Source organism: Streptomyces sp. SM18 (assembly GCF_002910775.2).
GTDB classification, from domain to species: domain Bacteria; phylum Actinomycetota; class Actinomycetes; order Streptomycetales; family Streptomycetaceae; genus Streptomyces; species Streptomyces halstedii.
In genome coordinates, this window is the sequence record NZ_CP029342.1 from 5,041,287 (window position 1) to 5,054,555 (window position 13,269).

13 protein-coding genes are annotated in these 13,269 nt (G+C 73.2%); 4 read left to right on the forward strand and 9 right to left on the reverse strand.

Annotated elements, in window-relative coordinates:
- Positions 1–250: 250 nt before the first annotated feature.
- Positions 251–838: a PepSY domain-containing protein gene (locus tag B9S64_RS22915; protein ID WP_103489270.1), complete on the reverse strand. Its 588-nt coding sequence runs from the start codon at positions 836–838 to the stop codon at positions 251–253.
- 117 nt (positions 839–955) lie between these two features.
- On the opposite strand from B9S64_RS22915, the gene B9S64_RS22920 reads away from it, so the two are divergent.
- Both B9S64_RS22920 and B9S64_RS22925 read left to right on the forward strand, forming a co-directional pair.
- On the forward strand, positions 956–1,618 hold the full coding sequence (locus tag B9S64_RS22920; RefSeq protein ID WP_103489271.1) for a response regulator transcription factor: 663 nt from the start codon (positions 956–958) through the stop codon (positions 1,616–1,618).
- Entirely contained in the window at positions 1,615–3,093 is a 1,479-nt protein-coding gene (locus B9S64_RS22925) for a HAMP domain-containing sensor histidine kinase (protein WP_103489272.1), read from the forward strand. Before B9S64_RS22920 ends, B9S64_RS22925 begins: the two co-directional genes overlap by 4 nt.
- Positions 3,094–3,107: 14 nt before the next feature.
- Here B9S64_RS22925 and B9S64_RS22930 read toward each other — a convergent pair whose 3' ends face one another.
- The 4 genes from B9S64_RS22930 to B9S64_RS22945 form a co-directional block, all read right to left on the reverse strand.
- The gene (locus tag B9S64_RS22930; RefSeq protein WP_028438705.1) at positions 3,108–3,584 is read right to left on the reverse strand and encodes a MarR family winged helix-turn-helix transcriptional regulator; all 477 of its coding nucleotides are present in this window, start codon (positions 3,582–3,584) and stop codon (positions 3,108–3,110) included.
- Positions 3,585–3,680: 96 nt separating this feature from the next.
- The gene (locus tag B9S64_RS22935) at positions 3,681–4,436 is read right to left on the reverse strand and encodes an AIM24 family protein (RefSeq protein ID WP_103489273.1); all 756 of its coding nucleotides are present in this window, start codon (positions 4,434–4,436) and stop codon (positions 3,681–3,683) included.
- Positions 4,433–5,083, reverse strand: coding sequence for an AIM24 family protein (locus B9S64_RS22940; protein WP_103489274.1), 651 nt, complete (start codon positions 5,081–5,083; stop codon positions 4,433–4,435). The genes B9S64_RS22935 and B9S64_RS22940 overlap by 4 nt, the downstream gene beginning before the upstream one ends.
- Positions 5,083–5,715: an AIM24 family protein gene (locus B9S64_RS22945; RefSeq protein ID WP_028438702.1), complete on the reverse strand. Its 633-nt coding sequence runs from the start codon at positions 5,713–5,715 to the stop codon at positions 5,083–5,085. Before B9S64_RS22945 ends, B9S64_RS22940 begins: the two co-directional genes overlap by 1 nt.
- Before the next feature lie 222 nt (positions 5,716–5,937).
- On the opposite strand from B9S64_RS22945, the gene B9S64_RS22950 reads away from it, so the two are divergent.
- Complete coding sequence (locus B9S64_RS22950; protein ID WP_028438701.1) at positions 5,938–6,288, forward strand: DUF3817 domain-containing protein; 351 nt, start codon at positions 5,938–5,940, stop codon at positions 6,286–6,288.
- Positions 6,285–6,578 (forward strand): MTH1187 family thiamine-binding protein, encoded by a 294-nt coding sequence (locus B9S64_RS22955; protein ID WP_103489275.1) that lies wholly within the window; start codon positions 6,285–6,287, stop codon positions 6,576–6,578. Before B9S64_RS22950 ends, B9S64_RS22955 begins: the two co-directional genes overlap by 4 nt.
- Before the next feature lie 58 nt (positions 6,579–6,636).
- On the opposite strand, the gene B9S64_RS22960 is transcribed toward B9S64_RS22955, so the two are convergent.
- The 4 genes from B9S64_RS22960 to B9S64_RS22975 all read right to left on the reverse strand — a co-directional run bounded on the left by B9S64_RS22960 (position 6,637) and on the right by B9S64_RS22975 (position 12,976).
- The gene (locus tag B9S64_RS22960) at positions 6,637–7,320 is read right to left on the reverse strand and encodes a DUF5825 family protein (RefSeq protein WP_103489276.1); all 684 of its coding nucleotides are present in this window, start codon (positions 7,318–7,320) and stop codon (positions 6,637–6,639) included.
- Positions 7,321–7,355: 35 nt separating this feature from the next.
- A complete protein-coding gene (locus B9S64_RS22965) occupies positions 7,356–9,299 on the reverse strand; it encodes a RiPP maturation radical SAM C-methyltransferase (protein WP_103489277.1) in 1,944 nt (647 codons plus the stop codon).
- A gap of 249 nt (positions 9,300–9,548) precedes the next feature.
- Positions 9,549–11,462, reverse strand: coding sequence for a S9 family peptidase (locus B9S64_RS22970; RefSeq protein WP_258037715.1), 1,914 nt, complete (start codon positions 11,460–11,462; stop codon positions 9,549–9,551).
- Positions 11,459–12,976, reverse strand: a complete 1,518-nt coding sequence (locus B9S64_RS22975) for an MFS transporter (protein ID WP_109492101.1) — start codon at positions 12,974–12,976, stop codon at positions 11,459–11,461. The genes B9S64_RS22970 and B9S64_RS22975 overlap by 4 nt, the downstream gene beginning before the upstream one ends.
- Between the last annotated feature and the right edge of the window lie 293 nt (positions 12,977–13,269).

Below are 13,269 nucleotides of genomic sequence, written 5' to 3' on the forward strand. Positions count from 1 at the left end.
GGGCGTCCGGACTCGCCCCGGGCAGAACCAGGTTGGCCGAAAATCATCAGACCGCCGGTTCTCGGCGGTGGACGAACGGCGCGTTTCGGCGCGCGTGGGGGCGCGGCTTCCCGGAGGCGCGCGCGACACGGCCTGAGCACCTGAGTGCCCCACCACGGACGTGGTGGGGCACTCAGGTGCTCAGGCCGTATGCGTACGCGGGCGCGCGCCGCCGTCCGGTCGTCCCGCGCGTACGCGGGCGCGCCGTGGCTCAGTCGTCGTCGCGGTCCACGGAGACGGCGGCCGTCCTGGCGTCCACGCGCAGCTCGTGGTCCCGGCCGTCCCCGCCCGTGACGTCGATCTCCCAGTACAGGTGCCCGTGGTCGTCGTCGTCCAGCTCCACCGACGTCACCGTGCCCGGCTCGGCCTTGAGCGCGGCGGCCACCGCCGGCTCCCAGGAGACGGCCGCCTGCCTGGGCGCGTGCCGGTCGCGGTCGTCGTGGTCGTCGTCCCGGGTGGACAGCACCTTGCCGCTGCTCGCGTCCACCGTCACGTCGTGCCAGACCGCGTCCGTGCCGTACACGTCCAGCTCCCAGACGAGCCGGGCCCCGTGGTCGTCGTCGTCCAGCTCCACCTCGGTGACCGTGCCGGGGACGGCCTTCAGGGCTGCGGCGACCGCCTCGTCCAGGGTGACCCGGTCACCCGTGGAGCGGGTGGACCCGGTGTGCTGGTCCGCGCTCAGCGGCGCCCGGTCCGGACCCCGGTCGTCGTTGTCGACGTGGGCGAACGCGGCCGTCGTGGCGATTCCGCCGCCGACGAGCACGGCCGCGACGGCGGCGAGGGCGATGGTGCGCTTCATGAGGTTCCTCCCCGATGGGATGTGCGGTGCGACGGGAACCACATTGCCCGGCCGACGCTGAAGGCAGCCTGAAGCCACCTGAAGCCGTCTTCAGGTCCGGCCTGCCACCCTGGGCGTATGCGCCTGCTGATCGTGGAGGACGAGAAGCGCCTCGCCGTGTCCCTGGCCAGGGGACTGACCGCCGAGGGCTTCGCCGTGGACGTCGTCCACGACGGCCTGGAAGGACTGCACCGGGCTGCCGGGGGCGGGTACGACCTCGTCGTCCTGGACATCATGCTGCCCGGGATGAACGGCTACCGGGTCTGCGCCGCCCTGCGCGCGGCCGGCCACGACGTGCCGATCCTGATGCTGACGGCCAAGGACGGGGAGTACGACGAGGCGGAGGGCCTGGACACCGGCGCCGACGACTACCTGACCAAGCCCTTCTCCTACGTCGTCCTCGTCGCCCGGGTCCGCGCCCTGCTGCGCCGCCGGGGCGGCGGGTCCCCCTCACCGGTGCTGACCGTCGGCACGCTGCGCCTGGACACCGCGGCCCGGCGCGTGCACCGGGGCGAGGAGGAGATCACCCTGACGGCCAAGGAGTTCGCGGTGCTGGAACAGCTCGCGGTGCGGGCCGGCGAGGTGGTCAGCAAGGCCGACATCCTGGAGCACGTCTGGGACTTCGCCTACGACGGCGACCCGAACATCGTCGAGGTCTACGTCAGCACCCTGCGCCGGAAGCTCGGCGCCGCCGCCATCCGCACCGTGCGCGGCGCCGGGTACCGGCTGGAGGCGCGGTGAGGTCGGTACGGGCCAGGGCCGCGCTGGGCGCCACCCTGGTCGTCGCCGTCGCCCTGGTCGCCGCCGGGCTCGCCGTCCTCCTCGTGCTGCGGAGCAACCTGACCGACCGGGCCGGGCTGGAGGCGGAGGTCGCGGCGCGCGAGGTCGCCGGACAGTTCGCCCTGGACGTGCCGTACGCCCGTCTCGACCTGGGGGACGAGGAGACCCATCCGGTCCAGGTGACCGACGAGCGGGGGCGGGTGGTGGCGGTCTCGGACGACCTGGAGGCGATCACCGGCACCGGCACGGACCGGGTCACCCCAGGCCCGACGGCGTCCACCGGCCCGGGAACCCAGCACGATGACGGCGACGATGACGACGACGACAAGGACAGCGACGACGACAAGGACAAGGACGACGACACACGGGACGACGACCCCGGGCGCGGCGAGGTCTCGTCCGACGAGCCCGAGTTCAGCAACGGCACCGCCACCGTCGACGGCGACCGCGCCGACTACCGCTTCGCCGCCGTCGAGGCGACCACCTCGGCCGGGGTCACCCTGACCGTCCACGCGGGCGCCCCGCTCGCCGCGGAGCAGGAGGCCGTGGGCTCCGTACGCGGCGCCATGCTGGCCGGGCTGCCCGCCCTGCTGCTGGTCGTCGCCGCGGTGACCTGGCTGGTGACCCGGCGTGCCCTGCGCCCGGTGGAGGGCATCCGCCGGGAGCTGGCCGCGATCACCGCCTCCCAGGACCTCGGCCGCCGGGTGCCGGAGCCGGGCTCGCGGGACGAGATCGCCCGGCTGGCCCGTACGACGAACGAGACGCTGAGCGCGCTGGAGACCTCGGTGGACCGGCAGCGGCGCTTCGTCGCGGACGCCTCGCACGAGCTGCGGAGCCCGATCGCCTCGCTGCGCACCCAGCTGGAGGTCGGCGCGGCCCATCCGGAGCTGCTGGACCTGCCGGGGGCGGTCGCCGACACCGTACGGCTCCAGGCGCTGGCGGCGGACCTGCTGCTGCTGGCCCGGCTGGACGCGGGGGAGCGGCCCGGACGGGCGGCGGTGGACCTGGGCGCCCTGGTCCGCGAGGAGGTGTCCCAGCGCACCGGCGACCGGATCCCCGTGGAGGTGTCGGTGGCGGAGGGCGGGGCTGTGGAGGTGAGCGGTTCGCGCGGGCAGCTGGCCCGGGTGACCGGCAACCTGCTGGACAACGCCGAGCGCCACGCGGAGCGTTCGGTGGCGGTGACGGTCAGGGCGGAGGGCGAGGACGTGTGCCTGGAGGTCGCCGACGACGGTACGGGGGTGCCCCCGCCGGAACGGGAGCGGATCTTCGAGCGCTTCGTGCGGCTGGACGACGCCCGGACCCGCGACGACGGCGGCGCCGGACTGGGCCTGGCCCTCGCCCGCGACATCGCGTCCCGGCACGGCGGCACCCTCACCGTGGGCGCCTCACCCCGGGGCGGAGCGGCCTTCGTCCTGCGCCTGCCGGGCCGCTCCTGAACCGGGGCCGTGCCCTACGGCTTGCCCCGCTGCCCCCGCAGATGGTCGGCGATCGGGGTCAGTGCCGCGTGCAGGTCCGCGAGGGCCTCCGGGGTCAGCAGGTCCATGAAGTGCCTGCGCACGGACTCCACATGGTGCGGCGCGACCTTGCGCATGGTCTCGGCGCCGGGCTCGGTGAGGACCGCGTACAGTCCGCGCCGGTCCGACTCGCAGTGCTGGCGGCGCACCAGACCCGCGTTCTCCATGCGGGTGACCTGGTGCGAGAGCCTGCTCTTGGACTGGAGGGTGGCCGCGGCCAGATCGCTCATCCGCATGCGCTGCTCGTCGGACTCCGAGAGGTTGACCAGGATCTCGTAGTCGTTCATGGTCAGCCCGAACGGCTGGAGGTCCTTCTCCAGCTGGTGGGTCAGCAGCCTGCTGACGTCCAGGTGGGTGCGCCAGGCACACTGCTCCGCATCGGTCAGCCAGCGGGTGGCCGTCTCGGTCTCCATGTATGCATTCTACCTAAGAAGTTGAAAGCCGGACGAAGTCGGGATGTGTGAGGCCGCGCACGCGCCCGTGGGGGGTCACACTCCGCAGACTACCGCTCACACGCCGAAGCGACGCTGGAGGTCCCCCAGCGGACCGGACCCGCGCTGGGCGGAGCCGGAGTCGCCCGGCACCCCGGGCTCGCCGGCCGCCGCACCGGTGGCCTGCTCGGGCATCAGCGCCTCGGTCGACTGGAGCAGCACCGTACCCGCCCCGACGAACTCGAACTGGTGCTCCTCGCCCGAGGTGCCGCCGATCCCGGTCAGCGAGCGCAGCCCGCCCAGTACGCCCGTCATGTACCCGTGGTCGTAGTGGTGGCAGGGGGAGGGGCAGTCCGCCCAGCCCACCAGCGCCTGCGGATCGACCCGCAGCGGCGGTTCCAGGAAGACCACCGGCCCGTTCGACGCGGCCACGAACTTCCCCGTGCCGATGAGCGTCAGGAAGCCCGGCACGATCGACTGCTTCAGCGCCAGCGTCGGCTGGTACGCCAGCAGGTTGCCGGACCGGATCGTCAGGTTCCCGTCCTCCAGATCGAAGGAGTTGACGTCGAACGCCCGGTCCGCGAGGAGCATCTTGCCGCTGCCCTCGGCCACCACCCAGTCGCTCGCGTGCAGCGGGGAGTGGAAGCTCGCGCGGACCAGCCGCTCGAAGCGGCCGTGCCCGATGCCGTCGAAGGCGATCTGCCCGTAGTAGGCGATCATCTTGCCCTTCTGGAGGAACCACCGGCCGTTGTCCAGCTCCACGCAGAAGGTGTAGGAGTTGACGTTGTCGTCCGACGGCAGCGTCGTCGGATCGAAGATCACGGGGGTGCTCACAGCTTCTCCTCCGACGCCTGGACGTACACCGCTCCGCTGCCCCTGAGCTCCAGCTGGAACGCCTCGCCGGAACCGCGCCCCACCATGTCCCGCCAGCCGATCGCGGTGGACAGCTTGTTGGTGACCTCGCCGTGGTGCGCGACGTACGCCTGCGGGTCCACGTGCACCGGACGGTCCGGGGTGATCGGCAGCTCGATCACCCCGCCGTGCGCCATCACCGCGACCCCGCCGTGCCCCGAAAGTGTGGTGGTGAAGAGCCCCTGCCCGGTCACCTGGCCGCGCACCAGGCCCATCACGCCGCCCTGCGAGCCCATGAACATGGTGCCCTGCCGCAGCGCCCCGTCGAAGGCGAGGAGCCGGTCCGCCTCCACGTACAGGGTGTCGCCGTCGAGGTCGATCACCTGGATGTGGTGGCCGCCGTGGCCGAACATCACCGTGCCGTTCCCCTCGACCGTCATCAGCGGCGTCGCCTCGCCAGCCACCCGCCGGCCGATCATCGACCCCAGGCCGCCCTGCCCGCCCTGGATGTTCGGGGTGAAGGAGACGTCACCGCGGTAGGCCAGCATCGCGCCGCGCTGGCTGTACATCGTCCGGCCGGGCACCACCGTGGCCTCGACCATCTTGGAGTTGATCTCACGGAAAGGCATCAGAGATCGCCCCCGACGGTGTTGCGCTCGCTCGGCTGCACGTAGACGAGGCCGTCGCCCTCGAAGCGGATCTGGAACGCCTCGCCCGACCCCTCGCCCATGACCGTGCGGAAGTTCACCCCGGACTGGAACTGCTGGCGCAGGGACCCCTGATGGGCGATGTAGGCGCCCGGGTCCACCTGGAGCGGGTACTGCGGGGTCACCCGGAGCAGCACGGCCGCGCCGTCCGAGAGGATCGCGGCCTGGCCGGTGCCTTCGACGGTCGTGGTGAACAGGCCGTTCCCGCTCGCCCCGCCGCGCAGCCCGGTGAAGGCGGTCCCGGTGCGCAGCGCGGCGTCGGTGGCCAGCAGGTTGCTCGCCTCGACGTACAGCTTGTCGCCGTGCAGCGAGACGAGGTTGATCTCGCTCGCCCGGTCGGCGAAGTAGCAGGTGCCCTTCCCCTGCACCTGCATCACGGCCATGCGCTCGCCGGTCAGCCGGCGCGTCACCATGCCCCGTATGCCGTCGCCGCCGCCGGTCATCTTCTTGAAGGTCATCCGGCCCTCGTACGCGACCATCGAGCCGTTCTTCGCCTTGACGGCATCGCCCGTCAGATCGACGGCGAGCGTCTTGCTTCCCTGGAGTCGGAACATCGCCACGGTGCGACGGTAGTCCCCCGCCCGGTGCGCGGACAGGCCCCCAGGGATGATCCGCACCCCGGAACGACCCGGATACGGCCCTGAAATGCGCCGATACGTGCCACGCTGGCCCAGATGCGACCCACTGCCGTCCGGAGCGCGGGACGATGCCACAATGGAAGTGCTTGTGCCTGCGTTCACAAGCCGTTACGCCCCCCTCCCACCGAAGGTGCCCTCGTGGACATCAAGACCGCTTCCGCCCTGCACCGGCTGCGCCTCATCTCGCTTCCCGAGGCGCTCTCCTTCCCGGCGCTGATCATCTTCGGCTCGGTGCTCAGCCGGGTCTCGGACATCGACTTCCTGATGATGCCGCTCGGCGCGCTGCACGGCATCCTCTTCACGATCTACGTCGTGTTCCTGCTGGACGTCTGGAACAAGGCCAAATGGCCCCTCAAGCGCGTCGCCCTGTTCTTCTTCCTCGCGGTGATCCCCTTCGGCGGGCTGTACGGCGAGAAGCTCCTCAAGCGGTACGAGGCCGACGGCGTCATCGCCGCCCGCGCCCGCGCCGAGGGCACGGTGAACGTATGATCGTCGCCTTCTCCGTCAGCCCGCTGGGCGTCGGCGAGGACGTGGGCGAGTACGTCGCCGACGCCGTCCGCGTCGTCCGCGAGTCGGGGCTGCCCAACCGCACCGACGCGATGTTCACCTCGATCGAGGGTGAGTGGGACGAGGTGATGGACGTGGTCAAGCGCGCCGTGGCCGCCGTCGAGGCCCGTGCCGGCCGTGTCTCCCTGGTCCTGAAGGCCGACATCCGGCCGGGCGTCACGGACGGTCTGACCTCCAAGGTGGAGACCGTGGAGCGCCACCTGTCCCGCTGACCGGCACGTGCGCCCGGCTCCCGGGAGGGGCCGGCCGCGCGCGGGCCGGTGGGTGGGGTCAGATCGCCATGGCCTCCTGGACCCAGCGGTTGACCCGGTAGGGCACCCACCACATCAGCTCGCCCACCGGCAGGACCAGGCGTTCCTCCCGGAACTCCGTGAGGACGTCCTCGGGCAGGGTGGTCGCGGGGGCGCCGTGGGACAGCCGCTCGATGGCCTCCTGGTAGTGCGGTTCGTCGGCGGTGAAGCGCCGTAGGTCGCCCCAGCGGCGGTCGCGGATCTGGACGAAGCCCGGCCCCTGGCGCCACAGGCACTTGCCGAGGTAGTGCCCGTCACGCCAGCCGCCCAGGACCTCCGAGGGCTTCGCCGGGCCGTCGATCCGGCGCGGCGGCTGGAGGTGGTTCAGGACCCGCCAGGTGTCGGAGTCCGCCGCGTCCAGGCGGAGTTCCCAGTCGACGAGCACCGCGCGCGCCGTCAGGTCCCTCACGAGGCTCAGCCGTCTGACGGTCCGGGCCGCGGCGGCGGGGGTGCCGGTGTCCGTGAGGTCCACGGCCCCCGCCAGGCGCACCTGCCGCGCCCCCTGCTCCCACAGCCGGTCGCAGGCCTCGGCCACGGGGCCGGTGAGTTCGAGGTCGCCCAGGGACATGCCGGGCAGGGAGCGCGCCGCCGCGTCGTAGTCGCGCCACGCGGAGACGGCGAGGGGCTCCTCGGGGGCGGTGCGGGCCGGGGTGGTGGTGCTCATCGATGCGGTCCTCCTGGGTGTGTCGGGGGCGGTCGTCAGACGGTCAGTTCCTCGGGTACGGGGTCCGGCCCCGCTCCGGGACCGTCCTCGGTGGCCAGGTCCCGGCCGTGGCGCATGAAGTCCAGGCGGAGCAGGTCCCCGTTGACGGCCGCGGGGGCGAGGTGCACGTACTGCCCGGCGTCGGTGAAGACGAGCCCGAGGCCGACCCACCGCAGGAGCAGGTCGCGCACCCGGTCCTCGTCGACGGCCTCGCCGGGGACGCGGGCGGCCACCTTGCGGGCGAGCGCCTGGGGGGTGTGCGGCTGGTCCAGGAGCCGGAAGAGCGCGATCTCGTACGGGTCGGTCAGCTGCCTCGTGCGCCAGGCGAACGCCCGGCGCCTGCTGACCAGGACGATGCGGTCGCCGAGGTCCGTCTGTGTGAGCCTGGCGCCGGCGTGGTGCTTCTTCCACGCGGCGAGGCTGTCGTTGAGGGCGGTGACGGTCGCCTCGCCGATCCCGCGCTCCGGCGCCTCGAAGACGTACGCGAGGTCGTGCAGCTCCTCCTCGGGGAGGTCATAGGTGAAGCGGTAGTGCAGTTCGGGACGCAGCCCGGAGAAACCCAGCTCCGGGCGGTTGAAGTACGGGCTGAAGCGCTCGATGGCGATGCGCGCCGAGAGGTCCACCGGGGGGTTGAGGTGTTCCAGGGCCGGTATCTGGGCGATGACGGGGTCGTAGTCCTCGGCGGTCTCGCCGGGGAAGCCGTGCAGGTAGTTCCAGGACACCGACAGCCCGGTCTCCGCGCCGTCGCGGAGCATCCGCACGTTCTGGCAGCCGCTGACCCCCTTGTCCATCAGGTCGAGGACCCGGCTGTTGAGGCTCTCGATGCCCGGCTGCACGTAGATCAGCCCGGCGTCGGAGAGCGTGCGGAGCTGGGAGCGGCGCATGTTGGCCTTGATCTCGATGTGCAGCCGCAGGTCGTAGCCGCTGTCGATGATGCGCGGCAGCACGGTGGAGAGGTAGCCCATGTCGAGGATGTTGTCGACGACGTACATGTCCAGCACCCGGTGGCGGCGGGCGAGGTCCATGATCTCCTCGTAGAACACGTCCGGGCTCTTGCTGCGGAACTGCATGAAGGAGCCGTTGAGCCCGCAGAACGTGCAGTGGTGCTTCTCGCCCCACCAGCAGCCCCGGGCCCCCTCGACGACCAGCTTGGGTTCGACCCAGTTGCGTGCCACGGACGACGCCAGCCGCTCGAAGTAGCCGCTGTAGTCGGGCGGCAGGATCGTGGCCGGCGGCAGTGGGGTGGTGGCCATGGGGTTCGCCACGCTCGCGCCCTCCGCGCCGCGGTGGCACAGCCCGGCGATCGTGGACAGGTCGGTGGCCCCGTCGGCGAGGGCGGTCAGCAGGGCCGGGAAGGCGGCCTCCCCCTCGCCGCGGATCACATGGTCGACGAAGGGGAAGGTGCGGTGTACGGCCGCTCCCTGTTCGGCGTCGCAGTTGGCCCCGCCCATGACGGTCACGATGTGCGGGGCGAGCCGCTTCACGTGCCGGGCGGCGGCCAGGGCCGCGGTGTTCTGCTGGAAGGTGGAGGTGAAACCGACGACGTCGGGCGCGTACTCCACGATGCGGCGGGCGATCATCTCGACGAACTCCGGTACCTGGCGGTGGAGTTCCTTGGTCATCCGCATGCGGGACGCGCGTAGCTTGCCGCTCATGGCGGCCGTGAACTCCTCCTCCCGCCAGGCCGGGTCGTCGTAGAGGGCGGAGGAGAAGACCCAGTCGCCGCATCCCAGGAAGTAGGAGGACAGCGCGTAGTACTCGTAGTCCTCCGCGGTGAACTCGGTGCGGCGGGTGATCCAGTCGGTGAACTCAAGGTTGGCGTGCAGGACTTCGGCGCTGCCGCCCGGCACGTGTTCGTCCACACTGCGCTTGAGGATTCCCAGCGCCAACGAGGGAAGGTCGATCGGCGACCAGGGCATATTGACCAGCAGTACGCGCATGTCGGTTCCTCTGGGACAAGGGCGGAAGCCTGCCGGAGGGCAGACGGCCGGCCGTGGGCACGGACAACGGCCGGCCCGGCGTCACCGCCGGGCCGGCCGGGGGGTCACTCCTCCTCGCCCTCCTCGGCGGTACGGAACGGGACGGTGATCGTGATGCCGATGCCCGGCTTGCGGTTCTCCTCGTCACCCGCGAGCGGGTCGTTGTGGATGATGTCCTTCTGCATGGGTGGTTCTCCTCTCCGTCAGGCGTCACGCGGTGTCTTCTCCCGCCGCGTCGTGGCTGCGGCGGGAGCCCCCCTTCCGAGCGGAAGGGGGCGTCTTGGGGGCGCGGAGGGGTCCGCGCAGTTCCCGGTCGAGGAAGCCGACGGCGCGGCGCAGCACGGCCACGTGGTCCTCGCCCTCGTAGCCGTCGTGGCCGCTGTCCAGCCACATCGCCTCGTGGCGGGCACCGGCCGCGCGCAGCGCGTCGAGGTAGCCGCGCACCTGGCCGGGCGGGCACTTGGCGTCGTGACCGGCGGCGACCACCAGCACCGGGTCCGTGACCCGGCCGGCGTAGCTGATCGGTGAGTTACGCGCATAGCGCGCGGGCACGGTGTCGGGCGTACCGCCGAAGAGCCGTTCGTCCAGGGCGCGCAGGGCGGGTGTGGTGGTGCGGTGGGCGGCGGCGCAGTCGGCGACGGGTTTGACTGCGACGCCCGCCTGCCAGAGGCCTGGGCGCCTGCCGAGCGCGAGCAGGACCAGGTAACCGCCCCAGGAGACCCCCCACAGCCCGGTGGCGTCCGCGCGGATCAGCCCCCGGCCGACCAGGTCGGCCCGGACGGCGGCCAGGTCGTCGGTCTGGGCGAGCCCCACGTCACCGCCGGGCTCCCGCCGCCAGCGAGGCCCGTAGCCGGTGGATCCGCGGTAGTTGACCCGCGCCACGGCGAAGCCCGAGGCCACCAGGGAGTGCACGATCCCGTCGTAGGCGTCGCGGTCGTGGTCGGTGGGCCCGCCGTGCACCAGGAAGACCGCGGGCACCGGTTCCGAGCGGTCCGCCGGGAGGCTGAGCAGGGTGTGCACCGGCCCGCCCCGGCCGGTGGTCCACAGGTCCCGGTGGTCGCCCGGCACCTGTCCGGGAATCGTCGCCAGCGGCGGGAGGGCGGTGCCCGCGGTGGAGTACATCCGGGGCGGGTGGGCCGTGTCCGTCCAGAGGACGTGGACGTCGTCGTCCCGGCGGGGTGCGGCGTCCAGCAGGCTGCCCGGCCGGGTCGGCACCTCTGCCAGCGTCCGGTCCGCGAGCCCCGCGCGGTACAGGACGCTGCGGCCGTGCCGGTCCTGCCGGATCAGCACATGGCGGCCGTCCGGGTACCAGCGGGCGGTGATCTCGGTGTCGAACGCGCACCAGGGATGGGTACGGAGTCCGCCGTCCGGGGTCCAGCAGGCCGGCAGATAGCCGTCGTCGGTCTCCTGGACGAGCAGCAGCTCGTCCGCGCCGTCCCGCCGTACGGGGGCGAAGCCCAGGGCCCAGAGGCGGTGGCGCTCTCCGGACAGGACGGCGGCGACCCGGCCGTCCGAGGCCAGCACCGTCACCGCGCGGGCGGAGCCGGCGGGGCCGCCGAGCGCCAGCAGACCGGCGGAGGGAGTGGTCCCACGGAGCGTCACCAGGCCGTTGACGCGCGTCACCTCGCGTGCGGGGCCGCCGCGGGTCCCCGTGTACACCGTGGTGGAACGGGGCCCGCCGACGCCCATGACGACGGTGGCGTCGTCGCCGACGGACAGGCCCCGGGGCGTGCCGCGGGGGACCCCGGTCAGTCCGGGGCGGTCGGGTCCGCCGTCGAAGGGCTGGAAGAGCCAGCGGCCCGCGCCGCGCGCGTCCTCGTCGAACCACCAGACGTGCGCGGCGGGGTCCACCGCGCTGTGCGCGGTGCCCTGCGGACGGTGGGTGACCTGCCGTGCGCGGCGGGCCGACGCGTCCCAGGTGAATATCTGGCACCGGCCGTCCGCGTCGGCGGTGAAGGCCATCCGGTCCGGATCGCCACCGCACACCTGGGGCAGGGAGCCGTGGTAGACGTGGAAACGCGCGGGGGCCCCGTCCTTCGCCGCCGTCTCGTGGACCCCGGCGCCGCCCGGTCCGTCCTGGCCGGTCGCGGGGGGAGCCCCCGAGGGGCGGGGGGACCCGGTCACGCCGCACGCTCCGGTCCGAGGGAACGGCCGGCCCTCGCGGTCGTCCAGAGAGCCAGCGCGGCCAGCAGCACGGCGCACGCCCCGGTGGGCACGGCGGCTCCCGCCGGGGCGGCGAGCAGCCCGGCCAGCGCGGGGGCCAGGGCGGCCGCCCCGCCCGCCGTGGTCGCCAGGACCGCGCCCGCGCGGGCCTGGAGGCGCTGGGGCGTCGCCTGGATCGCCCGGCTCTGCAGGACGACCGTGGCGAGCGGCATGATCAGGCAGAACGCCGCGAACAGGGCACCGTAGGCCCACGGTCCGGAGGCGGCGGCCAGCCCGGCCGCGAGCGGGACCATGAGCCAGGACACCGCGACGAGCGCCCGGCCCGGACGCAGCCGGCGGGCGAGCCGGGGCGCGGTCAGCGAGCCGACGAGTCCTGCGGCCCCGGAGGCGGCCAGCACCAGACCCATCGGCGCGGCGCCGTGCCCGCCCTCCTGGAGCGTGAACACGGCGCCGTAGTACAGGGCGGTCAGGACTCCGCCGACGGTGGTGGTCCACACCAGGACCAGTCGTAACAGCGCCGAGTCGCGCACCAGCGTGTACCCGGCGGCGAGCGCCGCCACGGCGGCCCGGTACGCGGCCGCGCGGGCGGGTCCTCCGGCACGCTCGGCGGGGGCGCCGGTCCGGTCCGGGGTGTGGTCCCCGGGTGCCACGAGGTCCGCGCGCATCGCGCGTACGCAGACGGCGGCGACCGTGTACGACACCGCGTCCGCCACGAACGGGAGGAAGCGCGAGACCTGGAAGAGCGCTCCTCCCAGCGCCGGTCCCAGGACGAGGGCCCCCTGACCGCCCGCCTCCAGTCCGGCCACCACCCGGGGGACGTCCTCCGGTGCGGCGATCAGCGCGACGGTGCCACGGGAGGCGGCCTCGTAGCAGGCGGTGGAGAAACGTTCCACCAGGACCGCGCCCAAGAGGTGGGGGAGGGAAGGCCTGCCGTCCGCGACGGCGAGGGCGACCGAGGCCATGGCCAGCGCGGAGACCACCGCCGACCAGAACATCACCGTCTTGCGCGCGCCCCGGTCGGCCGGTACGGCGGCCAGGGGGCCCATCACCAGACCCGCGGCGGTGGAGACCCCAGCGATCAGACCGACCACGGCCGGCGAGTGGCCGAGCCCCAGGAGCAGGAGGGGCAGGACCACTCCGGACGCCTGGGTCCCGAGCGCGTCGGCCGCGTTCGCGGTCCACAGGAGCCGGATGTCCCGCGACCCGTGTCCGGACGGGTGGGGGTGGGGGAGGGGCCGGGGTTCCGGGCCGAAGGGTGCGGACGGCGGCCCGGTCGGCGGGTCGGACGACGGGCCGGACGACGGGCCGGACGACGGACGCGGGGGTCCGGCGGCCGGCCGGTCATCTGGCGCGGCGGGTAAGGCGGCGGTGGGTGCGGCGGGGCCGGAGGTGGTGGCGGGTGCGGCGGGGCCCGGTGCGGTGGCGGGTGCGGCGGACGGGCGCGCGGTGGAGGACGCTCCGGGAGGTCTCTCCATGCCGTTTCACCTCCGCCTTCCGGCAGCCGTCCACAGGGTGATCACGATCTGACGAAAGTGCGTAGAACTTGTGCACGAGATGAAACGGTCGGGAGCCTAACCACGGCCTTCGGAAGGGCACAAGGAGGCCGCTCGGAGGCGAATGTCCGGATCGAGGGGGTTGTCGGGCCCCTGCCACCCCCGTCCCGAGCGCCCCGTCCGGCGTCGCCTCCACGGGGCCGGGCCGGTGCGGAGGGGGCTCGTGGGGGGAAAGCGCGACGCGGGGGCTCCGGTACGGGATGGCGTGGCCTTCC